At 63.6% G+C, this 24,056-nt stretch carries 25 protein-coding genes; 17 read left to right on the forward strand and 8 right to left on the reverse strand.

Features of this window, described 5'->3' with window-relative positions; all coding sequences use genetic code 11:
* Nucleotides 1-27: 27 nt before the first annotated feature.
* From ACFTOW_RS19805 to ACFTOW_RS19820, 4 genes are read left to right on the forward strand one after another with little or no spacing between them, the layout of a single operon-like run.
* Nucleotides 28-1,791 (forward strand): ABC transporter ATP-binding protein, encoded by a 1,764-nt coding sequence (locus tag ACFTOW_RS19805; RefSeq protein WP_379919057.1) that lies wholly within the window; start codon nucleotides 28-30, stop codon nucleotides 1,789-1,791.
* Between the two features lie 39 nt (nucleotides 1,792-1,830).
* A complete protein-coding gene (locus ACFTOW_RS19810) occupies nucleotides 1,831-3,054 on the forward strand; it encodes a class I SAM-dependent RNA methyltransferase (RefSeq protein ID WP_379919025.1) in 1,224 nt (407 codons plus the stop codon).
* A 34-nt stretch (nucleotides 3,055-3,088) separates the two neighbouring features.
* Nucleotides 3,089-3,880: an ion transporter gene (locus ACFTOW_RS19815; protein ID WP_379919027.1), complete on the forward strand. Its 792-nt coding sequence runs from the start codon at nucleotides 3,089-3,091 to the stop codon at nucleotides 3,878-3,880.
* A 40-nt stretch (nucleotides 3,881-3,920) separates the two neighbouring features.
* Nucleotides 3,921-4,445 (forward strand): L,D-transpeptidase family protein, encoded by a 525-nt coding sequence (locus ACFTOW_RS19820; protein ID WP_379919029.1) that lies wholly within the window; start codon nucleotides 3,921-3,923, stop codon nucleotides 4,443-4,445.
* Nucleotides 4,446-4,500: 55 nt separating this feature from the next.
* Here the strand turns inward: ACFTOW_RS19820 and dalA are convergent, their stop codons facing one another.
* Nucleotides 4,501-5,040 (reverse strand): divisome-associated lipoprotein DalA, encoded by a 540-nt coding sequence (gene dalA / locus ACFTOW_RS19825; protein ID WP_379919031.1) that lies wholly within the window; start codon nucleotides 5,038-5,040, stop codon nucleotides 4,501-4,503.
* Between the two features lie 170 nt (nucleotides 5,041-5,210).
* Between dalA and ACFTOW_RS19830 the strand changes: the two genes are divergently transcribed.
* Together ACFTOW_RS19830 and ACFTOW_RS19835 are read left to right on the forward strand one after the other, a co-directional pair.
* Nucleotides 5,211-5,819 (forward strand): L,D-transpeptidase, encoded by a 609-nt coding sequence (locus tag ACFTOW_RS19830; protein WP_379919033.1) that lies wholly within the window; start codon nucleotides 5,211-5,213, stop codon nucleotides 5,817-5,819.
* Nucleotides 5,820-5,963: 144 nt separating this feature from the next.
* The gene (locus ACFTOW_RS19835) at nucleotides 5,964-6,146 is read left to right on the forward strand and encodes a hypothetical protein (protein ID WP_379919035.1); all 183 of its coding nucleotides are present in this window, start codon (nucleotides 5,964-5,966) and stop codon (nucleotides 6,144-6,146) included.
* Between the two features lie 74 nt (nucleotides 6,147-6,220).
* Here the strand turns inward: ACFTOW_RS19835 and ACFTOW_RS19840 are convergent, their stop codons facing one another.
* Genes ACFTOW_RS19840 through ACFTOW_RS19850 form a run of 3 tightly spaced genes read right to left on the reverse strand, consistent with a single transcriptional unit; the run spans nucleotide 6,221 to nucleotide 11,078 of the window.
* The gene (locus ACFTOW_RS19840; RefSeq protein WP_379919037.1) at nucleotides 6,221-8,287 is read right to left on the reverse strand and encodes a S8/S53 family peptidase; all 2,067 of its coding nucleotides are present in this window, start codon (nucleotides 8,285-8,287) and stop codon (nucleotides 6,221-6,223) included.
* A gap of 3 nt (nucleotides 8,288-8,290) precedes the next feature.
* On the reverse strand, nucleotides 8,291-9,418 hold the full coding sequence (locus ACFTOW_RS19845) for a phosphatase PAP2 family protein (protein WP_379919039.1): 1,128 nt from the start codon (nucleotides 9,416-9,418) through the stop codon (nucleotides 8,291-8,293).
* A gap of 19 nt (nucleotides 9,419-9,437) precedes the next feature.
* Nucleotides 9,438-11,078, reverse strand: coding sequence for a hypothetical protein (locus ACFTOW_RS19850; protein WP_379919040.1), 1,641 nt, complete (start codon nucleotides 11,076-11,078; stop codon nucleotides 9,438-9,440).
* Nucleotides 11,079-11,213: 135 nt separating this feature from the next.
* Here ACFTOW_RS19850 and ACFTOW_RS19855 point away from each other — a divergent pair, with 135 nt between their 5' ends.
* Both ACFTOW_RS19855 and ACFTOW_RS19860 read left to right on the forward strand, forming a co-directional pair.
* The gene (locus ACFTOW_RS19855) at nucleotides 11,214-11,405 is read left to right on the forward strand and encodes a hypothetical protein (RefSeq protein WP_379919041.1); all 192 of its coding nucleotides are present in this window, start codon (nucleotides 11,214-11,216) and stop codon (nucleotides 11,403-11,405) included.
* A gap of 2 nt (nucleotides 11,406-11,407) precedes the next feature.
* Nucleotides 11,408-11,809 (forward strand): hypothetical protein, encoded by a 402-nt coding sequence (locus ACFTOW_RS19860; RefSeq protein ID WP_379919042.1) that lies wholly within the window; start codon nucleotides 11,408-11,410, stop codon nucleotides 11,807-11,809.
* Between the two features lie 120 nt (nucleotides 11,810-11,929).
* Here the strand turns inward: ACFTOW_RS19860 and hemH are convergent, their stop codons facing one another.
* Together hemH and ACFTOW_RS19870 are read right to left on the reverse strand one after the other, a co-directional pair.
* On the reverse strand, nucleotides 11,930-12,997 hold the full coding sequence (gene hemH, locus ACFTOW_RS19865; RefSeq protein ID WP_379919043.1) for a ferrochelatase: 1,068 nt from the start codon (nucleotides 12,995-12,997) through the stop codon (nucleotides 11,930-11,932).
* Nucleotides 12,998-13,075: 78 nt separating this feature from the next.
* Nucleotides 13,076-13,900: a methyltransferase domain-containing protein gene (locus tag ACFTOW_RS19870; RefSeq protein ID WP_379919044.1), complete on the reverse strand. Its 825-nt coding sequence runs from the start codon at nucleotides 13,898-13,900 to the stop codon at nucleotides 13,076-13,078.
* Nucleotides 13,901-13,925: 25 nt separating this feature from the next.
* On the opposite strand from ACFTOW_RS19870, the gene ACFTOW_RS19875 reads away from it, so the two are divergent.
* The 4 genes from ACFTOW_RS19875 to ACFTOW_RS19890 are packed head-to-tail and all read left to right on the forward strand — an operon-like array spanning nucleotide 13,926 to nucleotide 16,226.
* The gene (locus ACFTOW_RS19875) at nucleotides 13,926-14,648 is read left to right on the forward strand and encodes a double zinc ribbon domain-containing protein (RefSeq protein ID WP_379919045.1); all 723 of its coding nucleotides are present in this window, start codon (nucleotides 13,926-13,928) and stop codon (nucleotides 14,646-14,648) included.
* 40 nt (nucleotides 14,649-14,688) lie between these two features.
* On the forward strand, nucleotides 14,689-14,949 hold the full coding sequence (grxC, locus tag ACFTOW_RS19880; protein ID WP_379919046.1) for a glutaredoxin 3: 261 nt from the start codon (nucleotides 14,689-14,691) through the stop codon (nucleotides 14,947-14,949).
* Between the two features lie 4 nt (nucleotides 14,950-14,953).
* Nucleotides 14,954-15,790, forward strand: a complete 837-nt coding sequence (locus ACFTOW_RS19885) for a carbon-nitrogen hydrolase family protein (protein WP_379919047.1) — start codon at nucleotides 14,954-14,956, stop codon at nucleotides 15,788-15,790.
* On the forward strand, nucleotides 15,783-16,226 hold the full coding sequence (locus tag ACFTOW_RS19890; RefSeq protein ID WP_379919058.1) for a MarR family winged helix-turn-helix transcriptional regulator: 444 nt from the start codon (nucleotides 15,783-15,785) through the stop codon (nucleotides 16,224-16,226). The genes ACFTOW_RS19885 and ACFTOW_RS19890 overlap by 8 nt, the downstream gene beginning before the upstream one ends.
* A 112-nt stretch (nucleotides 16,227-16,338) precedes the next feature.
* On the opposite strand, the gene ubiG is transcribed toward ACFTOW_RS19890, so the two are convergent.
* On the reverse strand, nucleotides 16,339-17,085 hold the full coding sequence (gene ubiG / locus ACFTOW_RS19895; RefSeq protein WP_379919048.1) for a bifunctional 2-polyprenyl-6-hydroxyphenol methylase/3-demethylubiquinol 3-O-methyltransferase UbiG: 747 nt from the start codon (nucleotides 17,083-17,085) through the stop codon (nucleotides 16,339-16,341).
* A 48-nt stretch (nucleotides 17,086-17,133) separates the two neighbouring features.
* Between ubiG and pip the strand changes: the two genes are divergently transcribed.
* From pip to infB, 5 genes are all read left to right on the forward strand, one after another.
* Complete coding sequence (gene pip / locus ACFTOW_RS19900) at nucleotides 17,134-18,117, forward strand: prolyl aminopeptidase (protein ID WP_379919049.1); 984 nt, start codon at nucleotides 17,134-17,136, stop codon at nucleotides 18,115-18,117.
* Between the two features lie 224 nt (nucleotides 18,118-18,341).
* Nucleotides 18,342-18,914 (forward strand): ribosome maturation factor RimP, encoded by a 573-nt coding sequence (gene rimP / locus ACFTOW_RS19905; protein ID WP_379919050.1) that lies wholly within the window; start codon nucleotides 18,342-18,344, stop codon nucleotides 18,912-18,914.
* Nucleotides 18,915-18,918: 4 nt separating this feature from the next.
* Complete coding sequence (nusA, locus tag ACFTOW_RS19910) at nucleotides 18,919-20,541, forward strand: transcription termination factor NusA (RefSeq protein WP_379919051.1); 1,623 nt, start codon at nucleotides 18,919-18,921, stop codon at nucleotides 20,539-20,541.
* Nucleotides 20,542-20,564: 23 nt separating this feature from the next.
* Nucleotides 20,565-21,197 (forward strand): RNA-binding protein, encoded by a 633-nt coding sequence (locus tag ACFTOW_RS19915; protein WP_379919052.1) that lies wholly within the window; start codon nucleotides 20,565-20,567, stop codon nucleotides 21,195-21,197.
* The gene (gene infB, locus ACFTOW_RS19920; RefSeq protein ID WP_379919053.1) at nucleotides 21,194-23,689 is read left to right on the forward strand and encodes a translation initiation factor IF-2; all 2,496 of its coding nucleotides are present in this window, start codon (nucleotides 21,194-21,196) and stop codon (nucleotides 23,687-23,689) included. The genes ACFTOW_RS19915 and infB overlap by 4 nt, the downstream gene beginning before the upstream one ends.
* 85 nt (nucleotides 23,690-23,774) lie before the next feature.
* Here infB and ACFTOW_RS19925 read toward each other — a convergent pair whose 3' ends face one another.
* Complete coding sequence (locus tag ACFTOW_RS19925) at nucleotides 23,775-23,912, reverse strand: hypothetical protein (protein WP_379919054.1); 138 nt, start codon at nucleotides 23,910-23,912, stop codon at nucleotides 23,775-23,777.
* Between the last annotated feature and the right edge of the window lie 144 nt (nucleotides 23,913-24,056).

Raw genomic sequence — 24,056 nt, forward strand, 5'->3', positions numbered from 1 at the left:
CCGCCGCCCCAGACCCTGTGGCGGTTCATGACATGGTCGCTGCGCGGATCGTGGACCGTGTTGATACTGGCCACTGTCGCCAGCGTCGTGGCCGGCGTGATGGAGGCGGGCACTGCCCTGATCATGGGTCTGGTGATCGACAGCGCCGTGGCCAGCGGACCTGACAGCTATTTCGACGGGCAGAACATGGCCCTGCTGGTGGGGTCGGTGGTGTTTTTCATGCTGGCGCGTCCGGTGGCCTTCGGCCTGTCTTCAGCGGCCAACGCGATGCTGGTGCAGCCCAATGTGAACCCGCTGGTCCTGTCGCGTCTGCATCGCTGGACGCTGGGGCAGGCGGTGCGGTTCTTTGACAACGATTTCGCCGGGCGCATCGCGCAGAAACAGATGCAGACGGCGCGCGCGATCACAGATGTGGTGGCCGAGTTTATCAACGTCGTGGCGTTTGCGCTGGCGTCACTGGCCGGGTCGGTGGCGCTGCTTCTGGCGATCGACGGGCGGGTGGCGTTGGCCTTTTCAGGCTGGCTTTGTCTCTATTTCCTGACGATCTGGTGGTTCCTCCCGCGGGTGCGCGAAAGGGCCGGGCGACGTGCCGGGGCGCGCGCGCATGTGTCGGGGCAGATCGTGGACACGATCACCAATATCAAGACGGTCAAGCTGTTTGCCCATGACGATCACGAGGATCGCGCCGCCCTTGGCGCGATGGAGGGGTTTCGCGATACCGCGTTGAAGTTCGGGCGGCTGGCCGCAGGGTTTCGGCTGGCGCTGATGACGCTGGCCGGGGCGCTGCCGGTGCTGCTGATCGGGATGACCCTGTGGCACTGGTCGGCGGGCACGGCCAGCGCCGGTGATATCGTGGCGGCGGGTGCCGTGTCGATCCGTATCGCGCAGATGACCGGCTGGGTCAGTTTCACGCTGATGACGATCTATTCCAACGTGGGCGAGGTCGAAGACGGGATGCGTACCCTGACACCGCGCATCCGGCTGGAGGATGCGGGCGATGCGCAAGAGCTGCAGGTGCCGCAGGGCGAGATCAGGTTCGATCATGTCGATTTCGCCTATGGCCGCGATGTGGGCGGCGTGTCGGACATCGACCTGACGGTCAAGCCCGGTGAGAAACTGGCCATCGTGGGGGCGTCAGGTGCCGGGAAATCCACGCTGGTGTCGCTGCTGTTGCGGCTGCATCAGCCAGAACAGGGGCGCATCCTGATCGATGGGCAGGATATCTCGGGCGTCACGCAGCAATCCCTGCGCCGCGCCATCGGAATGGTCACGCAGGAAACCGCCATGTTCAACCGTGCGGCCCGCGACAACATCCTGTACGGCCGCCCCGACGCGACCGAGGAAGACCTGATCGCGGCGGCGGAAAAGGCCGAGGCACATGATTTCATCACCGACATGCAGGATCACATCGGGCGGCGCGGCTATGACGCGCATCTGGGCGAGCGGGGCGTCAAGCTGTCCGGTGGTCAGCGGCAGCGCATCGCGCTGGCCCGTGCCATCCTGAAAGACGCGCCGATCCTGGTGCTGGACGAGGCGACAAGCGCGCTGGATTCCGAGGTCGAGGCCGCGATCCAGGAAGCGCTGGAGCGGGTGATGGAGGGCAAGACCGTGCTGGCCATCGCGCACCGCCTGTCGACCATCGCGCAGATGGATCGCATCATCGTGCTGGATGAGGGTCGCATCGTGGAGCAGGGCACGCATGACGACCTGTTGGCGCGTGGCGGGCTTTATGCGCGCTACTGGAACCGGCAGTCGGGCGGGTTCATGGGGCTGACCGACGCCGCCGAATAGGGCTTTGCCCGGCAAGGCAGGCGCGGTATCTGGCCCGGCATGGAACAGTTTGAAATTCAGCGTCTGGGCCATCAGGGCGACGGCATCGCCCCCGGCCCCGTATTCGCCCCCCTGACCCTGCCGGGTGAGGTAGTCAGCGGTGTGCGCGATGGCGCGCGACTGAGCGATGTGCGCATCCTGACGCCGTCCCCCGATCGTGTCGCGCCGCCGTGCCGGCATTTCAAATCCTGCGGTGGCTGCCTGCTGCAACATGCCGGCGACGATTTCGTGGCTGACTGGAAGATGCAGGTTGTGCGCGCCGCGTTGGACGCGCAGGGGTTGCAGGCGGCATTTCGCCCGATCCAGACATCACCGCCCGCCAGCCGCAGACGCGCCGGGATTTCCGCGCGGCGCACGAAAAAGGGTGCGACAGCCGGGTTTCATGGTCGCGCCTCGGGCACGATCATCGAGATACCTGACTGCCAGGTGATCCATCCCGATCTGCGGTCCGCGCTGGCGGTGGCGGAACGGCTGGCCATCGTCGGTGCCAGCCGCAAGGCGGAACTGTCGGTGATGGCGACGCGCAGCGCCAATGGGCTGGACATCGCCGTGACAGGTGGCAAGCCGCTGAACGGACCGTTGCGCGTGGCACTTGCGCAAGAGGCCGAGGTGGCAAAACTGGCCCGTTTGGCGTGGGACGACGAGGTTGTGGCGACCCGCCTGCCACCCGTCCAGACGATGGGCCGCGCGCAGGTCACGCCGCCCCCCGGTGCGTTCCTGCAAGCGACGGAACATGGTCAGGCGGCCTTGATGGCGGCGGTTACCGAGATCGTTGGAGACGCGGCGCAGGCGATCGACCTGTTTGCCGGTTGCGGCACCTTTGCCCTTCCGCTGGCCGAACGGGCCGAGGTGACAGCGGTCGAAGGCGACGCCGCGATGCTGGACGCGCTGGACAAGGGCTGGCGGCAGGCGCAGGGCCTGAAACGGGTTACAACGCAGACCCGCGATCTGTTGCGCAATCCGTTGATGGCGCAGGATCTGACCCGGTTCGAAGCGGCGGTGATCGACCCGCCGCGCGCCGGGGCACAGGCGCAGGTGGCCGAACTGGCGCGCAGCAAGATCCCGGTGATTGCCCTTGTGTCGTGCAACCCGGTGACTTTCGCCCGGGATGCGCGGGTGCTGGTCGATGCGGGCTGGTGCCTGGATTGGGTGCAGGTGGTGGATCAATTCCGCTGGTCGCCGCATGTGGAACTTGTGGCGCGATTGCACATCCCTCATATCTGACCGGAACGCTTAACCTTGGGGGACAAGCCTGAAAATGCGCGAAAAGATCGCCAACTGGCTGGCTCGGCCATACGTGAGCAACGTGATCATCGCTGTGATCGTGTTCAACGCGGTGATCCTTGGGCTGGAAACCTCGGATGTGGTGATGGAGCGGGCCGGACCGCTGATCGTGCTGCTGGACAGGCTGTGCCTTGCGGTGTTCGTGGCCGAGATCATTCTCAAGCTGATCGCCCACGGGCGACGGTTCTTTTCGTCGGGGTGGAACCTGTTCGATTTCGTGATCGTCGGCATATCGCTGGTGCCGACCGGGCAGGGTCTGTCGGTGCTGCGGGCGCTGCGCATCCTGCGTGTGCTGCGGGTCGTGTCGGTGGCCCCGCGCCTGCGGCGCGTGGTCGAGGGGTTGCTGACCGCGCTGCCCGGCATGGGCAGTGTGTTTCTGCTGATGGCCCTGATCTTTTACATCTTCGCGGTGATGGCGACCAAGCTGTTCGGCTCGACCTTTCCTGAATGGTTCGGCACGCTTGGTCGGTCGGGCTATTCGCTGTTCCAGATCATGACGCTGGAAAGCTGGTCGATGGGGATCGTGCGGCCGGTGATGGAGGTGTTTCCCTATGCCTGGATGTTCTTCTTGCCGTTCATCCTTGTCACGACCTTTGCGGTGGTGAACCTGCTGGTGGGCCTGGTGGTCAATTCGATGCAGGATGCCCACCACGAAGAAGAGAACGCGCGTACGGATGCCTATCGCGACGAGGTGCTGGAACGTCTGTCAGCAATCGAGGCGCGCCTTTCCGAAAAGGAGGCCGGGCAGGACCGCGCCAAGATGTGATCGAAAAACGCTGGCCCGATGGCAGGTGCCTGATGTATTGATGGCAAAAATCAAAACACGGCAGGACTTTCAGGTGATCATTCGTTTACTGGCCGTTCTGGCCGCTCTGTTGGCATTGTCAGGCTGTGCCAGCAAGTTTCGCACATACAACGGCCCCGAGGTGACGCATGTCGTCGTCCAGAAGGGCGCGCGCAAGATGTATCTGCTGCATCATGAAAAGGCGCTGAAGGTCTATGACATCGATCTGGGTTTCGCCCCGGACGGTCACAAGCAGTTCGAAGGCGATGGACGCACCCCCGAAGGCACCTACCTGATCGACCGGCGCAATCCCAACAGCGCGTTTCACCTGTCCATCGGGATCAACTATCCAAATCCGGTAGATCGTGCATTCGCGCACGAGGCGGGCCTCAAACCGGGGGGTGATATCTTCATTCACGGGCGACCCAATATCGGCCGACCGAACCGCCGCGACTGGACGGCCGGTTGCATCGCCGTGACCAACCGCGAGATGGAAGATATCTATGCGATGGTGCGCGATGGCACGCCGATAACGATCACGCCGTAAGCGTGGCGTTCACCTTGCGCCGGGGTGTCGGTTTCGGACTTGCAGTGTCGCAGGTTCAGTTGGCCGAGGCGGTCAGAATGGATTCGCCCCGTCCGCCCATCACCAGGGTCCACCAGATCTTGCCGTTGCTTTCCTGATGCCAGGAAAACCCAAGGGTGGTCGCATCGGGGGATACGATGACGCGACGGGTGTCGGGCTGCTCCATCCAGGCGCCCAGCGTCTCAAGCTCGGTTTCGTAGGTTTCCGAGATGTTTTCGCCGATCAGCGTGCCGGAATATCCCGCGCGGCGCACCCGGTCGATCGGTGACGACCCGTCCGACCCGAAATGCCAGGGGCGGTTCTGCACGGACATGTCGCGCGCATGCGTCGCTGCTGCTGCGGTCAGCTGCGCATTCAACTCGACCTCGGCCACACCGGCGGCGCGGCGCAAGGCATTGACCGAGTCAAGCATACGGAACTGGATGCGTGACGTGTCGCCCGGACCGATTCGGTAAGCCCGCGGCAAAGGCTTGCCATCCGGGCCCAATGTGGGCGGGGCCGGGGCACAGGCCGCAAGGGCGAGGGAAAGGGAAACCAGTAGGGCTGCGATGCGCATGGGTCTATCCACTGTTCTTTTTCTGTTTTTCCTGACTTATCCCGGCCAGAGCAGGCTTTCAAACCCACTTCGCCGTGAGTTGGCCGATTGACGCCTGTTTGATTTGCGACTGCGGCTTTCACGCCATATTATAATGTGTACAGTTACATAACTTCTTTGCGGAGACGATTATGACCAAATTTTCGCTCAAGACCATGAACCGGCGGGCGTTTCTTGCCACCGGCACTGCCATGCTGGCCACGCCCGCCCTGGCGCAAAGCAGCGATGTGAATTCCGCCGAAACCGTCGAGGTAGAGCGCGACATCACCCAATCGGTACGCCGCAACATCTCGAGTTTCCGGACTTTGGACTGGCGACCGTATTTTTCCAACCTGAACAACGGGGCGATTCTTGTCGATATCGACAGCCGCGCGCTGCACTATTGGTCTGACGATGGTGTGACATACAAGCTTTACCCTTCTTCCGTGCCCCTGACCGAGGATCTGACCCGCCGTGGCCGCACCAGCGTGACCCAAAAGGTCGAAGGCCCAAGCTGGCGACCAACCCCGGCCATGAAACAGCGTAACCCTGAGTGGCCCGATTTTGTTCCGCCGGGGCCGGACAATCCGCTGGGCACACATGCGCTGTACCTGTCCTGGACCTATTATCGCATCCATGGCACCCATGACACGCGCAAGATCGGGCGCCGCTCGTCGAACGGCTGCATCGGCCTGTATAACGAGCATATTGCCGAGCTTTTCGCGATGTCCAAGGTGGGCACTCAGGTGTTGCTAATTTGACGACATCGGGGCCAAACCGGTGTGGTGAAAGCAAAACTGCGTTTGCCAAAGCGGGTTTTTGCTGGTTTATCAAAAGCCACGAGGTAAGTCTTGGGTGCTTGTCGACGCTTAATCGCGAGCGACAGCAAATATCTGGAGGATAGTATGAAGAAACTCGCTCTGGCCGCTGCTCTGTCGGTCGCCGCAACCACCGCCTATGCCGGCAGCATGGCAGATCCCGTGATCGAAGCTCCGGTCATCGTGGAAGAAACAGCCGGTTCGTCGGCTGGTGGCATTGCCATCCCCCTGCTGCTGCTGGCCGTTCTGGCCGTGGCTGCTTCGAGCTAAGTTCGAAACACGCAGGTACCAAAAGAAGGCGGTGGAGTTTTCCACCGCCTTTTCTTTTGTCTATCGCTATGCGGTCAAAGCCGTATCGCGGTGGCAGGCAGCAGTTTTGCCCCCAGCCGGGCATGGTGTTGCGCCCTGGCGATCTGGGTCTGTGGCTCGGCCCGCGCATTGTTCAGATGTGCCGGGCGGTCAATGAACCCCTCCCAGATATCGCGCCCGGCAACCGCGTTCAGCACCAGGGCGCGGGTGACCTGCGGGCAGGCCGCGCTGGTGCCTGCCAGAGTGGCGCGCGTGCCTGACAGCACCCCGATGCCACGCACGCCCGCGCGCAGCCTGCTGCGGTCGCTCGGGGCGCTGGCCTCGATCAACGGGGCCTCTGCGGCGGTGGCGCTGATCGGGCTGGCCCCGGAATAGCGCGCTGGATAGCCGGTCAGCGCCTCGTATCCGGCAACCCGGGTGACGCAGGGGGCGGTCGCAATCGCGCTCAGCCCGCCATAGCCCCGGATCAGATCCAGCCGCCCGTCATAGACCGCCCGTTCATCGGGCCGCGGCGGCGGTTCAAGATCCACCAGATAGCTTTGCTGCCCGCCCGTGCCCATCCGCACCGGGTCATCGTCACGCTGCACCCACAGTTTGATCGCCTGACCGGCGGGCAGCGGATTGGCCTGCGCCGTGCGGCTGATGTCCAGCGTCCAGCGACCGGCGGGGGCGGCGCGGTCCTGCCCCGGTTTGTGACAGGTGGGAAGCAGGGCGATCATCGCCCGCCATCGCGTGCCACGGTCCAGATCGGCGGACATCTGGCCGATGTTGCGGCCTGCCATCTCGATCTCGACAAAGCGGCGGGGGTCGCCGCCGGTCAGCGCGGGATCGGGGGTCATCAGCAGTTCGCCCCGACTGCTGAGGTGCCCATGGGGCGGGATCAGGTCGATCTGGTATTGCGACGGGTCCATGCCGGGCGGAAACCAGATCTCCAGATAGCTGCATGTCTTGTCATCGGGCGGCACCTGCCAGCCCAGACGGCAGGCCCCGTTCCTCAGGCGCTGCTCGTCGATATGGGCATGCAGGTCCGCGTCAAACTCGTTGCCGGTGGGCATCAAGACATGGGTCAGCGGCTGGATCGCGCGCCGTGCGGTCACCATATGCGAAATCGCATCATCCAGCGCCGAACCGGCATCGTGCCGCCCCGCGTTCCAGCCATAGGACAGATTGATGAACAGCGGCAGTTCCGCCGTCTCAGAGCCTGTTTGCGCCGCAATCCGCCGCGCACGGTCAAAGACATAGTGCAGCCCGGCCAGCAGGTAGGTTTCCTTGCCAAAGCCCGAGGTTTCCCATGAAATCGTATTGGGCAGTTCGACCGCGATGATCTGCACCTCATCGCCGATCGTGTCGGCCTGTATGCCCGGGCCGTTGCCCGCCGCCAGCCCCATCACCTGCGCGCCGTGGGAGGCGGCGCGCCGCATCAACCCGCCACGCCCGGACAGGCCGGGCAGCAGCGTGCCGGACTGGCGATAGGCCTGCGCTTCGTTTCCACCGGCCTTCGCGCGCAGGGCGTCTATATCGCCGTTCACGATCTGGCGGCCAAAGGGCACGCTGTCGCGCGGCGAGGCCGGTGCCGATTGCAGCCAGCAGTGACTGATCCGCGTCCTGCCATGCGCGTCCAGAAACGCGCCGCCGGCAAAGGGGATGCCATCGTCGATCACGGCAACGATGGCCTTGGGCCGGGTGGCCGGGGGGGTCCATCCGTGCATTGCATCATCGGGGGCGTAATCCTCGACCCAGGCATCGGGGCGGATGGGGAAATTCACCCGAAAGCGGGTGTTTTCCAGATCAGACAGCAGTGCCGCAACCTTGCAATCCATCTGCGGGTCTGCCTCGTCGCCGATCAGGTGCTGAAAGGCAAAAGGCAGGATCCGATGCGCCACATCCCCCGGTGCCCAGATCGGGGGCAGCCGGGCGGCCATGCCCGCCGGGTCAGGCAGGCAGTCGCCATACCCTTCCAGAAGCGCGGTGAAATATCCGCCCTTAGGGTCCAGATCGGGCGGAAAGGCAAAGGGTTGGCCAAGTTCCGGCGAGGTGATCCAGCGCTCGTAAGGGCCTGTGTAGCGGTCGATCCGCTGATCCTCGGGGCGGGGGTGATACATGGCTCAGGCCCCCGCCGCCATGCCTTGGCGTTCCTTCATGACCTCGTCCCACAGCCATGCAAAGATCGGGCTGGTGTTGACCGCACAGTCGGCACCGGTGGTCAGGCCATGGTTCGCAGGATCATTGACCAGCGCGTAATCGGTGAAATCGGTATGTTCTGCAACATAGGACAGCGAAGGCGTTTCGATCTTCTGGCCACAGCGGCGCAGGATCGCCCGGCCCACGGCGATGCCGATGGCGGCCCCGGCCCAACTGTCGATCGGGTAATGCACACCGGCAACGGTGCGATTGACCGCGATCCGCTCGGCCAGTCCCCGCAGCAAGGCGATGCGTGTGGCCTGATCCTTCATCGATCCCCACTGCTCGACCACGTGGCCCAGCACGGTCATGGCGGCATAGGCCTCGGTCGCGTGGGCGCTGGGAAAGGCCCCGTGCCCGGGCGTGGCGATCATCGGCAGGATACGCCCGTCGATCTGATCGGGCCGCCGCACCGCCAGCGGATACTTGGCGATCATCGCGGTATGCGCGGCAACAACCTGCGTCACGGCCAGCAGTTCCAGCGTCTTTTTGTGCTGCGCGGTATGCAGGCCCAGGATCATCGCGAAATACGCGGTGGGAAAGCCAAGCTGCGAGGTGATCTCGACCGTGCGATCGGCGCGCAGATCGGCATAATCGCGCACGATTGCAGCCTGTTTGGCCAGAATAGTGTCTGCCGGGCGGGCCAGCGTGACCATCGGCGCGCCGTCCATGCGGATTTTCACGGTTTCCGAGGCGGCGTTCGCATCCCAGTCCAGCCCCTTGACGAACTCGGTCAGGTAGAGCGAACCGCGCACCCAGTCCGCCCAGCGGGGCAGGTTGTTGGTGCTGTCGAAATCCATCAGATCGGCGGCCGGGGCCGGATCATGGCCCAGCAGGTGGGCCAGCCCTTCGGCCGTGGTTTGCAAGCCGACGGTGGTGGTCCCGTCATAGGCGCCCGAGGCCCCCAACCCGCCAAGGCCACCCAAGCCCCTCAAACCTCCAAGGCCGCCCAGACCTCCGAGGCCACCCAGACCTCCGAGCCCGCCAAGGCCCCCCAAACCACCCAGCCCCCCCAATCCGCCAAGGCCGCCCAATCCGCCATATTGTGACATTTTCAAATCTCCCTGTGTGTCAAGTCACGCCTGCTGCGGTCAGCGCCTCGATCACGCGCTGACCTACATGATGTTTCGCCGACGGATGCGTGCGGCGATAAAATTCAAGGCTGAAATCCGGCTGCCGGCGCATAAGTTCTTGTGCCGTGACGCGCGCCTCGTCCGTCCGGCCCAGAAAATGCAGGGCGGTGGTGCGCACACGCAAGGTGGACAGGTGCCTGTCGTTCATCGTCAGTGACCGGTCGGCAAATTCCAGCGCCTTTTCGTAATCCTCGGCGGCGACATAGGCGGAACTGGCCAGACTGTCATAGAAATAGCCGAACGGGTCGATGGGCGACAGGTTGCGCGCGGTCTCGATCCCGCGCACGGCGGCCTTGCCGTCATCCTGAAACGCCATGAGCGTGCCGCGCAGAAGCCAAGACAGGCTTTCGTTCGGGTTCACCTCGAGCGCCATGTTGTACCGCTCTTCGGCCACCGACATGTCTTGCAGCAGGTTGTTGTGGGCAAACCCGTCGATGGTCAGGCCAAAGCTGGACTCGGGGTCGATGTCCAGCGCGCGGGCGGTGTTGTCCAGCGCCTTTTGGGTGTCATCCGCGGCATCCACGGTCCAGCCGTTGAACACGCTCAGGACGTACCATTTGCCGATCCACGCGTGAATATCTGCTGCGTTCGGGGCCCGATTTGCGGCCTCGGTCAGCAATTCGCGGGATTTCAGGAAATCGCGCATCTGCCGCTTGTGCATCAGCGATACGCCCGCGATCAGCAGGTTGTGATCCTCGATCTGGGGCAGGGGGCGGTCGCGCACATAGGAAATCGCCACTTCGGCGATGGTGCGCCCGATCGCCTGAATCACGTTGGCCAGCCTGCCCTGCAACTGTTCGGAGAATGTGCTTTCGGGGCAGGCGATGTGCCGGTTCCACAGGATCGAGCCGGTGCGCGCATCGACGAAATCGAAATCGGCCACCAGTTCGGCGCCGACCCGCCGCAGGGTGCCCGCGATCAGGTAATCCACGTTCAGAGTTTCGCGCACGTCATCAATGCTGAAGCTGCGTTGCGCCATTGCTCGGCTGCTGAGGTGTGAAATCACCGTCAGCAGGTTGGACCGCGACAGCGAGCGGCAGGCCTCTTCCGCGACCCAGTCGGCCAGAACGCGCAGGTTGGGGTCGTGGCCCATCACCTTCAAAGGCAGTGCCGTCATGCGCGGGCGGGGGCGGCCTGATTGCGCCTTGGGTGCGGCCCGAAACAGCGCGGCGACCTGCGACGGGTTCGCGCGAACCGTCTGGACCCAGTCGACAAACGTCCTTTCGCGGATGTTCAGGTCTTCCAGAAAGGCACCATCGCCGGGCCCGCCCAGATAGGTCACATGCTCAAGATCCAGTTCGATATCACTGTTGGTGACGTGAAACAGGGTCGGAAAGTCATCGCCCAGGATGCTGCGCAGGTCAGACAGGGCGCGGCGCAGATTCTGATGCCCGGCGTCATAGGAGGTGTCGCCCCACAGCGTCTGTTGCAGGTAGGTGCGGGTGCGCCGTCCCAGTTGCGCGGTGGCCAGAATGGCGAAAAGTGCCCGATGTTTGGCCCCGCGAATTTCCTGCGGCTCGTCGCCCGCGATGCGGACGACGCAGGTTCCGAACAGGGAAATTTCCAGCCTAGCCGCCACGTTACCACTCCTTACCCTGCGGAAACGTTACCTTGCAATCTCGTGCTTACCAAGCGCTTCACAGTTTATTCACGCCCGTCATTCCCCAGCGTCAACTAGGCTGGGGTCACACAGCAAAAACAAAAGGTCAAACCGATGCTGGCGACATTGAATGACAGAAAAATCACCGATCTGATCGAATTTTACCGGCAGTGGCCGGAGATGAGACATCAGGCGCGGGCGTTACAGGCCCGGTCCGACATCGGTGAGGACGATAGGGAAATTCTGAAATGGATGATCTGCGTGGTGGATCGCGTCGGCCCGTCCGACCTGAGCGAGGAGGTCTGAACATGATCACGAACCTGAGACAAGGCAAATGGCTGCCGGTCGAGCCGGTAGGCTGGGTCCGCCGGGCCTATGGGCGCACCATCAAGTATGAATCCGAAGGTGGCACGCTGCGCACGACGACCAGCCGGTTGCAGGCCGATCATGGTCAGATTTATCTGCAGCTTGAGGTGACGGGCCGGATGCTGGTGCAGGTGTTCTGCAACGATGCCCTGGTGTTCGAAGACCTTGTTGCCCATGGCGAGCTGGACACGTTCATCGATCTGCGGGCGGATCCGTTTGCTGACCGTGTCGAGGTCGAGCTGCATCTGATCCCGGCGACCTTCGGCAGCGTCAAGATCGCGCAGAACGTCAAGTTTGTCAGCGCCCGGCAGGTGGCCGAAATGTATCTGGCCACGGCGTCCTGATAGTTCGATTTTTACGAGTTCCGCGTTCGTCCTGACGCGTTTTGTTTACCTCTTTCTCCCCGTGACTGCGCGGATGTGGCCTTGGCCCATCCGCGCTTTTTTTGTCCGGATATCAAGAGGTTACGCAGGCACCAGCCAGCCCTGCATTTCCGTTTCGATCATGTCGCACAGCGCCTCGATATGGGCGGGCTGATCGTTCAGGCAGGGAATATAGGTGAAGCGCTCGCCGCCTGCTTCTTCAAAGCTTTCCTTGATCTCTTCGTTGATCTCTTCCAGCGTTTCGATACAGTCGCTGGCAAAGGCCGGTGCGATCACGGCGATGTTCTTCTTGCCGGATTCGGCCAGATGGGCGACATGCTCGACCGTGTAGGGGCGCAGCCATTCCTCGGACCCGAATACCGACTGGAAGGTGGTACAGATTTGGGTGTCGTCCCAGCCCAGCCGCTCTTTCAGCAGGCGCGTGTTCTTCTGGCACTGGCAGTGGTAGGGATCGCCTTCAAGCAGGTACCTCTTGGGCATGCCGTGGTACGAACACACCAGCATGTCGGGCTTGGTTTCAAGCTGCGCATAGGCCGTTTCGACCGATTTCGCCAGCGCCTCGATATACTTGGGATGGTCGAAATAGGCCGGGATGGTGCGCACGGCCGGTTGCCATTTCTCGTCCATCAGCGCGCGGAAAAATTCGTCATTCGCGGTGGCGGACGTGGCCCCGGCCTGCTGCGGATACAGCGGTACGAACAGGATGCGGCGACATCCGGCCTCGACCATCTTGCGCACCTTGGACTTGGTCGAGGGATTGCCGTAGCGCATGCAGAAATCCACCATCACCTTGTCGCCATACTTGCCTTTCATGGCTTCGGTGATCGCTGCGGTCTGATCCTTGGTGATCGTCATCAGCGGGCTTTCGCTCTGCTCTTCGTTCCAGATGCTCTTGTAGGCCGCGCCGCTGGTAAAGGGGCGCTTGGTCAGGATCACCAGTTGCAAAAGCGGCTGCCACAGCCACGGCGAATAATCGATCACGCGGCGATCCGACAGAAACTCATTCAGATAGCGCCGCATCGACCAGTAGTCGTAATTGTCCGGCGTGCCCAGGTTGGCCAGCAGGATGCCGATCTTTTCCTTGGGTATGGCGGGATGATCCGCCGCGGCGTGTACAGGGCGCGTGGCCGTCGATGTCGCATCCAGCATTCCGGACCTCGTGTTCTTTTTCTTCTATGCGTGAAATTGCATGGGTTGTTCGGGGACATAAGGGTTATTTGCGGCGCGTCAATCGCCAAGCGGCGTTTCCGTGGTTCCCAGAGCCTGCGCCAGCCGGGTCTGAGCCGAGCCCGGGCGCAACGGTTTCGGCTGGCTGTCATCGGGGGCCCAGCCAGTCAGAACGACCAGTTCGAACAGCTCGGTGATACGCCCGGTTCCGTCGCGTGCCAGCTCGGCATGGACCGCGGCCGCCCGCAGCAGCATGTCGCGCCGCGCAAGGTGGCGCAGACGCGCAACTTGCGCATTATTTTCACCCATGGCGCGCAGGTCACGCATCAGGGCCAGCGTATCCGCGTACGACACGCGCAGCGGCACGGAATCCGCAACCGGCAGGGCCAGCCCGGCGCGTTGCAGCAGCGCCCCCATATCGCGGATTTCGGCCATCGGCACCACGCGCGGCGACAGCCCGCCGGTCACCTGGGCCTCGGCCTCGGCCAGCGCCGTGCGCAGGTTCGCCAGGGTCTGCCCGCCAAAGGCAACAGACAGGAAAAGACCGTCGGGCCGCAGCGCCCTGCGACATTGAATCACCTGCCCCACCGGGTCGTTCGCCCAATGCAGCGCCATGGCGTGCATCACCAGATCATGCGCGCCCTCGTCCAGCGCCAGAACCTCGTCATCAGGCACGATGCGCGCATCTGGCCACAGGTTGCGCCAGAAATCGGGAAAGCCCGTCACGATGGCAGGTTTGGTAAACGTCCTTTTAACCATTGCCAGCCGATCCTGAAGCTCGTCAGCGGCGGCCCGATGCAGAAACATCTCCGGACCCCGCGCCAGTGCACGCGCACGGTTGCGGGTCAGGGCGGTGCGGTCGGTCAGGCGGGGCGCGTCTGTCATGAGTTGGCGATATAGGGGCAAGGCGATGGCACTTCAAACGCTGATCCGCATGGTCTATCCCCCGCGCTGCCTGAGTTGCGGCGAAATGGTGGACAGCGATTTCGGCCTATGCGGCCCGTGTTGGCGCGATACGCCCTTTATCGGAGGCGTATCCTGCGACCTGTGCGGCGCGCCCCTGCCCGGCGGCGACCCGGGCGAGGTTGCCCATTGCGACGACTGCCTGAAAATCGCCCGCCCCTGGGATCATGGCCGCGCCGCGCTGGTCTATGACGGCAACGGGCGGCGGCTGGTTCTGGCGCTGAAGCACGGCGACCGGCACGAGATCGCGCAGCCCGCCGCCCGCTGGATGGCGCAGGCCGCCCGCGATCTGCTGAAACCGGGGACGATCGTCGCCCCCGTGCCGCTGCATTGGTCGCGGTTCCTGCGGCGGCGCTTCAACCAGTCGGCCCTGCTGGCGCAGGCGCTGGCGCGCCAGACCGGGCTGGCGTGCTGCCCCGACCTGCTGCGCCGCGCCCGCAAGACCGAAAGCCTGGATGGCAAATCCCGCGATCAACGATTCGCCACACTGTCCGAGGCCATCACCGCCCATCCCAAACGCACCAATCTGATCGCGAATCGCCCGGTCCTGCTGGTCGATGACGTGATGACATCGGGCGCCACGCTGGCGGCCTGCGCCGATGCCTGCCACACCGCCGGCGCATCACAGGTTTGCGTGATCGTACTGGCACGCGTTGCCAAGCGGCCCTAAATCCCCGTAAACACACATGAACCAATCTTGGGGGATATCCATGCAACCTGTTGAAATCTATACGTCGCCGCTTTGCGGTTTCTGCCACGCCGCCAAGCGGTTGCTGGCGCAAAAGGGCATCAGCTTTGCCGAAATCGACGTTCTGGCCAATCCGGATCGCAAGCCCGAGATGATCGCCCGCGCCAGCGGTGGCCGCACCGTGCCGCAGATTTTCATCGGCGACACCCATGTCGGCGGCTGTGACGAGCTTTACGAACTGGATCGCGCGGGCAAGCTCGATCCGTTGCTGACCGGGCGCTAGGGCGATGCGCGCGGCGCTGCTGCAACTGACCTCGGGCGACGACCCGCAGGACAACCTGACCCAGGTTCTGGGGATGGTGCGGCAGGCCGTGGATCAGGGCGCGCGCCTTGTGCTCACGCCCGAGGTGACGAACTGCCTGTCGCCCGACGGCGATCATCAGCGCGCGGTGCTACGGTCTGAAAGCGACGACCCGACCCTGCCAGCCCTGCAAAGGGCGGCAGCGGACGCGGGCATATGGCTGCTGATAGGCTCGCTGGCGTTGAAAACCGATGATGCGGACGGGCGGTTTGCGAACCGTTCGTTCCTGATTGCACCCGATGGCCGGATCGCCGCGCGCTATGACAAGATCCACATGTTCGACGTGCAGGTTTCGGAAAGCGAAACCTACCGCGAAAGCAAGCGCTTTCGCCCCGGCGACCGCGCGGTGGTGGCACAGACCGATTTCGCCACGCTGGGTCTGACGATCTGCTACGACATCCGCTTTCCGCATCTCTACCGCATGCTGGCACAGGCCGGGGCGCAGATTCTGACCGTGCCCGCCGCGTTCTCGCCCGTGACAGGCGCTGCCCACTGGGAGCCCCTTCTGCGGGCCCGCGCGATCGAGACCGGCTGTTTCATCCTGGCTCCGGCGCAGACAGGCACGCATCCCACGCGCCACGGCACGCCGCGCCGCACGCATGGGCACAGCATGGTGGTGGCCCCCTGGGGCGAGGTCCTGCTGGACGCAGGCACCAAGCCTGGCGTCTACACCGTCGATCTGGACTTTGCGCAGGTCGCCGATGCGCGCGCCCGCGTGCCTTCGCTGAACCATGATCGCCAGTTCGGTGGGCCGGATGTCTGACACGACCAATCCGCTGGCCATCGCGCTGTTTTCCGAACTGTTGACCGCGGATCAACTGGTGCGCAACCGGCTGTCACGGGTGCTGCCCAAGGGCATGGAAATCTCGCACTTCTCGGTGCTCAACCATCTGGCCCGCGCGGGCGGCGAGCGCAGCCCGGCGCAACTGGCCAAGTCGTTTCACGTCACCCGTGGTGCGATGACCAACACGCTCAGCAAGCTGGAATGGGCGGGCTATATCCACATCCGCCCAGACTGGGACGATGCCCGCCGCAAGATGATCGCGATCAGCCCCGCGGGGCGCCGCGCGCGAGATGCCGCTATCGCCTCGATCTCGCCAATGATCACCGATCTTGCGGATGAGCTGGGCGAGGACAAGCTGCGCGCCATCCTGCCGATCCTGCGCGAGTTGCGCCTGAAACTGGAAGACGACGGGTAACCCCTTCATCTTGCCAGATAAACTCTGGGGGAGTTTGAGGGGGCAACGCCCCCTCATTCCGCATCGCGGCTGCGATGCTCCCTCAGTGCGCGCTCTGGCGCGCTCATTCGGATCACGCCGGTTTGGTGCTGGCGGTCACATAGTTCACGCTCAGGTCGCGGGATGACAGCGACCAGCCCCAGGTGACCGGGTTGAACACGAACCCCTTGCGATCCACCGGGGTCAGGCCAGCCTTGCGGATCAGGTCATACAATTCGTCCGGGGTGATGAATTTCTGCCACTCATGCGTGCCCTTGGGCAGCCAGCGCATCACGTATTCCGCGCCGACAATGGCCATTGCGAAGCTCTTGGCGTTGCGGTTGATGGTCGAGCAGATCATCAGCCCGCGGGGTTTCAACAACTGCTGGCAGGCAGTCAGATAGGCCAGCGGATCGGCCACGTGCTCGACCACCTCCATGTTCAGCACCACGTTGAACTGCTCGCCGGCGGCGGCCATGTCCTCGGCAGTGGTGTGGCGGTAATCGATCGTCAGTCCGGATTGGTCGGCATGGACCTGCGCCACGGGGATGTTGCGGGGTGCCGCATCGGCACCCACGACCTCGGCCCCCAGCCGTGCCATCGGTTCCGACAGCAACCCGCCGCCACAGCCGATGTCCAGCAGGCGCAGCCCGGCAAAGGGTTTGTCGGCGGTCAGGTCGCGACCGTATTCGCCCGCGATCTGTTGCGTGATGTAGTCCAGACGGCAGGGATTGAGCATGTGCAGCGGCTTGAACTTTCCCTTCGGGTCCCACCATTCGGCGGCCATCGCCTCGAATTTTGCCACTTCGCCGGGGTCCACTGTCGTTTGGGCGGTTTGCATTCGGCTCTCCATATGCTCTTTTGGTGGTTACAACCTATATAGGCGCTCATGGATAAATACGCAGGTCAAAACAGCGCGGTGCGGCATCTGTATCCCTCGCGTGATCCGTTCGATCAACGGATGTTGCAGGTGGGTGACGGCCACACGCTGTATGTCGAGCAGTCGGGCAACCCCGATGGCATTCCGGTTGTCGTGCTGCATGGGGGTCCGGGGGGCGGGTGCAGCCCGGTGATGCGGCGGTTCTTTGATCCTGACGTCTATCGCGCCATCCTGTTCGATCAGCGCGGCTGTGGACGGTCGCGGCCCCATGCCAGCGTGACGGCCAACACCACATGGCATCTGGTGCGCGACATCGAGACGATACGCGCGACGCTGGGCATCGACAGATGGATGGTGTTCGGCGGGTCATGGGGTGCGACGCTAGCACTTGTCTATGCGCAGGCGCATCCGGATGCGGTGCGGCACCTGATCCTGCGGGGGGTGTTTCTGGCCACGCAGTCTGAGCTGGACTGGTTCTATGGCGGGGGCGCGGGCAAATTCTGGCCCGAGGTCTGGGCGCGGTTTGTCGATCCGATACCGGAAGATGAACGCGGCGATCTGATTGCGGCCTATCACAAGCGCCTGTTTTCCGGGGATTTGCCGACCGAAATCAAGTTCGGGCGGACATGGTCATCATGGGAAAACGCGCTGGCGTCGATGGGCACGAACGGGCAGTCCGGCGAATCGCCGGGGGATTATGCACGGGCCTTTGCACGGTTGGAGAACCATTACTTCACCAACAAGGCGTTCCTGGAGCGCGACGGCCAAATCCTTGGTGACATTGGGAAAATCTCTCATATTCCCGGTGATATCGTGCAAGGGCGGTACGACATGATCTGCCCGCCGCATTCGGCCTGGGGGCTGGCGCAGAACTGGCCCGAGGCGGAGTTGCACATGGTGCGCAACGCGGGCCATGCGCTGAGCGAGCCGGGCATCAGCTCGCAACTGGTGCGGATCATGGACGGGCTGGCCGGGGCCGAAAAGGCGGTGTGAATAGCATGCGCAAGCCATGCACAACCCATGCATATCGGGGCGGTGGGTTGCACCCACCCTACGGTGCCCGGGGAATCCGCTTGCAGACTCGGGCCTGAGCGCCTATATCCCACATCAACAGCGGCGCGCTGGGGTCCAAACCCGGTGCCCACCGGATCTTGTGACGGGCCGCGCGCCCGTTTTTTTGTGCCTGACCCAATCGTAGCTGACCCACCGGAGCCTGCATGAGCGACCTGATCGCCAAAACCGCCATTGACCGGCGCATTGCCGAGATCATCACCCCCGTCATCGAGGACATGGGGTTCGAACTGGTGCGCGTGCGGCTGATGGGGGGCAAGACCCACACGCTTCAGATCATGGCCGAACGTCCGGCCGGCGGGATCGAGGTGGACGAGTGCGGCGAGATTTCGGCGGCGGTCAGTGCGGTTCTGGATGTCGAGGACCCGATCGTCGATCAGTACATCCTCGAAGTCTCCAGCCCCGGCATCGACCGGCCGCTGACGCGGCTCAAGGATTTCGAGGCTTACGAGGGCTACGAGGCCAAGCTGGAAACCGACGAGACGATCGACGGGCGCCGCCGCTTTCGCGGTGTGCTGGCCGGGGTCGAGGGGGACGAAGTGCTGATCAACGTGACCGAGGGCACGATTGGCCTGCAGTTCGACTGGCTGGCCGATGCCAAGCTGATCCTGACGGATGAGCTGATCCGCGAGATGCTGAAGGCGCGCAAGGATGCGGGCGTTCTGAACGAAACCGCGTTTGACGATATTGAAACCGAAGACGGTTCCCAGGAGGACTGAAAACATGGCCATCACTTCTGCAAACCAGCTTGAGCTTTTGCAAACCGCCGAGGCCGTGGCCCGCGAAAAGATGATCGACCCCGGTCTGGTCGTCGAGGCGATGGAAGAGAGCCTGTCGCGCGCCGCCAAAAGCCGTTACGGCAGCGAAATGGACATCCGGGTCAGCATCGACCGCAAGACCGGGCGCGCCACCTTTACCCGCGTGCGCACCGTGGTCGAGGATGAAGAGCTTGAGAACTATCAGGCAGAGCTGACGGTCGAGCAGGCGAAACAGTACATGGCCGAGCCCAAGGTGGGCGACACCTATGTCGAAGAGGTGCCGCCGGTGGAAATGGGCCGGATCGCGGCACAAAGCGCCAAGCAGGTGATCCTGCAAAAGGTGCGCGAGGCCGAGCGTGACCGCCAGTACGAGGAGTTCAAGGATCGTCAGGGCACCATCATCAACGGTGTCGTCAAGCGCGAGGAATACGGCAACATCATCGTCGATGTGGGCCGGGGCGAGGCGATTCTGCGCCGCAACGAAAAGATCGGGCGCGAGGCCTATCGCAATGGCGACCGCATCCGCTGCTACATCAAGGACGTGCGCCGCGAAGCCCGTGGCCCGCAGATTTTCCTGAGCCGCACCGCGCCCGAGTTCATGGCCGAGCTGTTCAAGATGGAAGTGCCGGAAATCTATGACGGCATCATCGAGATCAAGGCCGTGGCCCGCGACCCGGGCAGCCGCGCCAAGATCGGCGTCGTGTCCTATGACAACTCGATCGACCCGGTGGGCGCCTGCGTGGGTATGCGCGGCAGCCGGGTGCAGGCCGTTGTGAACGAGCTTCAGGGTGAAAAGATCGACATCATCCCGTGGAACGAGGATATGCCGACCTTCCTTGTCAACGCGTTGCAGCCTGCCGAAGTGTCCAAGGTGGTTCTGGACGAGGATGCCGAGCGCATCGAGGTCGTGGTGCCGGACGAGCAGCTTTCGCTGGCGATCGGTCGCCGGGGTCAGAACGTGCGGCTTGCATCGCAGCTGACCGGGCTGGACATCGACATCATGACCGAGGCCGAGGAATCCGAGCGCCGCCAGAAGGAATTCGAGGTGCGCACCAAGCTGTTCATGGACACGCTGGACCTGGACGAGTTCTTTGCCCAGTTGCTGGTGGCCGAAGGGTTCACCAACCTTGAAGAGGTCGCCTATGTCGAGGTCGACGAACTGCTGGTGATCGACGGCGTCGATCAGGACACGGCCAACGAATTGCAGGCCCGTGCCACCGACGTTCTGGAAGAGCAGGCCCGCACCGCGCTGGCCAAGGCGCGCGAACTGGGGGTCGAGGACAGCCTGGTTGAATTTGACGGGCTGACACCCCAGATGTTGGCGGCGCTGGCCGAGGACGGCATCAAGACGCTGGAAGATTTCGCCACCTGCGCCGACTGGGAGCTGGCCGGCGGCTGGACCACGGTGAATGGCGAGCGTCACAAGGACGATGGCCTGCTGGAGCCTTTTGAGGTATCCTTGGAAGAGGCGCAGGCGCTGGTCATGTCGGCGCGCCTCGCGCTGGGCTGGGTTGACATCGCGGATATCGAAGGCGCCCCGGACGATGATGGCGACGCCGAAGATGAAACCGAGGAGGCCGGAGCCTGAGCGCAGGGTCCGGAAGCGCAGGCATGACACGCGGTGGCGCAGAAAAACAACAGGGCGACGGACCGGAGCGGAAATGCATCGTGACCGGCGACGTCGCCCCCAAGGCCGGGTTGATCCGGTTTGTGGTGTCGCCTGACGGGGATATCGTGGCCGACCTGGCGGAAAAGCTGCCCGGACGCGGTATCTGGGTCAGCGCGGATAGTGCCGCCATTGACAAGGCGGTCAAGAAGGGTCTGTTTTCGCGCGCCGCCAGGATGCAGGTGCGGGCACCCGACGATCTGTCCGCCACGGTCGAGGCTATGCTGGCGCGGCGGGTGGTTGATCTGATCAGTCTCGCGCGCAAGGGCGGCGGCGCCGTGGCCGGGTATGAAAAGGTCAAGGACTGGCTGTCGAAGGACGAGGCCGAGGTGCTGGTGCAGGCCACCGACGGCTCGGGCCGCGGGAAATCGAAGCTGTCCACGCCCTATGGCGGAAGCTATATCGGCTGGCTGACCGCGGATGAGCTGGGATTGGCCTTTGGCCGACAAAACGTTATACACGTTGCGCTTGCCGCTGGCGGTTTGGCATCGCGTGTTGTAGATGAGGCCGCAAGACTGAAGGGTCTGCGCCTGACAGACGGCGGGGACTCTGCCGGAAAGGATAAAAGACGCATATGAGCGACAACGACGGAAAGAAGACCTTGGGTGTACGTGGTGGCGGTCCCCGCTCGGGGAATGTGAAGCAGAGCTTTAGCCATGGCCGCACCAAGAACGTCGTGGTGGAGACCAAGCGCAAGCGCGTCGTCGTGCCCAAGACGGCTGCGGCATCGAAACCCGCGGCGTCTGGCAGCGGCCAGCGGCCCGGGTCTGACCCCGCCAAGCGGCCTGCCGGGATTACCGACGCCGAGATGGAGCGTCGCCTGAAGGCGTTGCAGCATGCCAAGGCGCAGGAGGCCAACGATCAGGCCAAGCGCGAGGCCGAGGAAAAGGCCCGCACCGAAGAGCGTGACCGCCGCCGTGCCGAGCAGGAAGAGAAAGAGCGCGAGCAGCGCGAGGCCGAAGAGCGCGCCAAGGCGAAAGCCGAGGAAGAAGACCGCGCCCGTGCCGAAGCCGCCGCCGCCAAGACCGCCGCCGCAGCGCCGCCGCCCGCCGAGATCAAGGCGAGCGCGCCTGTGGACGATGCCGCAAGGTCCAAGCCCAGTGCGGCCCCGCGCAAGGCCGAGCGCGAGCGCGAAGATCGCGGGCGCACGACGCGCACGCGGGACGACAGCCGCCGGTCGGGAAAACTGACGCTGAACCAGGCGCTTTCGGGCGAAGGTGGCCGTCAGAAATCCATGGCCGCTATGAAGCGCAAGCAAGAGCGCATGCGCCAGAAGGCCATGGGCGGCGCGCAGGAACGTGAAAAGGTCGTGCGCGACGTTCAGTTGCCCGAAACCATCGTCGTCAGCGAACTGGCCAACCGTATGGCCGAACGCTCGGCCGACGTGGTCAAGGAACTGATGAAGATGGGCATGATGGTCACGCAGAATCAGGCAATCGACGCCGATACTGCGGAGCTGGTGATCGAAGAGTTCGGCCACCGCGTCGTGCGCGTGTCGGATGCCGATGTCGAGCAGGTCATCACCTCTGTCGATGACAAGCCCGAGGAGCTGCAGACGCGTCCGCCGGTGATCACGATCATGGGCCATGTCGACCACGGCAAGACCAGCCTGCTGGATGCGATCCGCGACGCCAAGGTGACCGCGGGCGAGGCCGGTGGGATCACCCAGCATATCGGGGCCTATCAGGTCACGACGGCGGGCGGATCGGTTCTGTCCTTCCTGGATACGCCGGGCCACGCGGCCTTTACCTCGATGCGGTCGCGCGGTGCGCATGTCACCGACATCGTGGTGCTGGTCGTGGCGGCGGATGATTCGGTGATGCCGCAGACGATCGAGGCGATCAACCACGCCAAGGCGGCGCAGGTGCCGATGATCGTGGCGATCAACAAATGCGACAAGCACGATGCGAACCCTGACAAGGTGCGCGCCGAACTGCTGCAGCACGAGGTCGTCGTCGAGGCGATGTCGGGCGATGTGCAGGATGTCGAGGTGTCGGCCATCACGGGTCAGGGCCTTGAGGAGCTGCTGGAATCGATCGCGTTGCAGGCCGAGATCCTTGAACTCAAGGCCAACCCCAACCGCGCCGCCGAAGGTGCGGTGATCGAGGCCAAGCTGGACGTGGGCCGCGGGCCCGTCGCCACGGTGCTGGTGCAAAAGGGCACGCTGCGCCGCGGTGACATCTTTGTCGTAGGCGAGCAGTGGGGCAAGGTGCGCGCGCTGATCAACGACAAGGGTGAGCGCGTTGACGAAGCTGGACCCTCTGTGCCGGTCGAGGTGTTGGGCCTGAACGGCACGCCCGAAGCGGGTGACGTTCTGAACGTGGTGGAAACCGAGGCGCAGGCGCGCGAGATCGCGGAATACCGCGAGCAGGCCGCCAAGGACAAACGCGCCGCTGCCGGTGCCGCGACCACGCTGGATCAGTTGCTGGCCAAGGCCAAGGAAGACAAGAGCGTCACCGAATTGCCCATCGTGGTCAAAGCGGATGTGCAGGGGTCGGCCGAAGCCATTGTTCAGGCGATGGAAAAGATCGGCAACGACGAGGTGCGCGTGCGCGTCCTGCATTCGGGGGTTGGTGCGATCACCGAATCCGATGTGGGTCTGGCCGAGGCATCCGGCGCGCCGATCCTGGGCTTCAACGTGCGGGCCAACGCGCCGGCGCGCAGCAGTGCCAACCAGAAGGGTGTCGAACTGCGCTATTACAGCGTGATCTATGACCTTGTGGATGACGTGAAAGCCGCTGCAAGCGGTCTGCTGTCTGCGGAAATCCGCGAGAAGTTCATCGGCTATGCCAAGATCAAAGAGGTCTTCAAGGTGACGGGCGTCGGCAAGGTTGCCGGGTGTCTGGTGACCGAAGGCATCGCGCGCCGGTCCGCCGGTGTGCGCCTGCTGCGCGACGATGTCGTGATCCACGAGGGCACTTTGAAAACGCTCAAGCGGTTCAAGGACGAGGTTGCCGAAGTGCAGTCGGGTCAGGAATGTGGTATGGCGTTCGAAAGCTACGACGATGTGCGCCCCGATGACGTGATCGAGATTTTCGAGCGCGAAGAGATCACCCGCACGCTGGCGTGAACCGGGCCTGATCGAAGCAACAATATTCCAGGGGGCGGCGTTGGCCGTCCCCTTTTTTGTTCGGTGCTCAGGTTTTGTCGGCCGGTCAGGCGGCCCGTGCCATGACGGGCCTGCCGGTAAATTCGCGGTCACCCACGCGGATGACGGTGCGTCCGTCCGGCAGGTTGCAGACGAAGTGCCCCTGTATGGACACGTAATTTCCGATTGTGATGGTGCGCAGCATGTGGCTTCCCTCCCAAGGTGGGGAATTATTGGTCAACGATGGGCAATTATCAATTAAAATTGTGGGCACTTCGAAAAATTGCTGTGGCCGGGCCGCTGGGATAGAAAGCAGAGGGCATGAGGTTTCTGGGGTGTGACGATGGCG

This window comes from Lacimonas salitolerans (genome assembly GCF_042677865.1).
GTDB lineage: Bacteria > Pseudomonadota > Alphaproteobacteria > Rhodobacterales > Rhodobacteraceae > Lutimaribacter > Lutimaribacter salitolerans.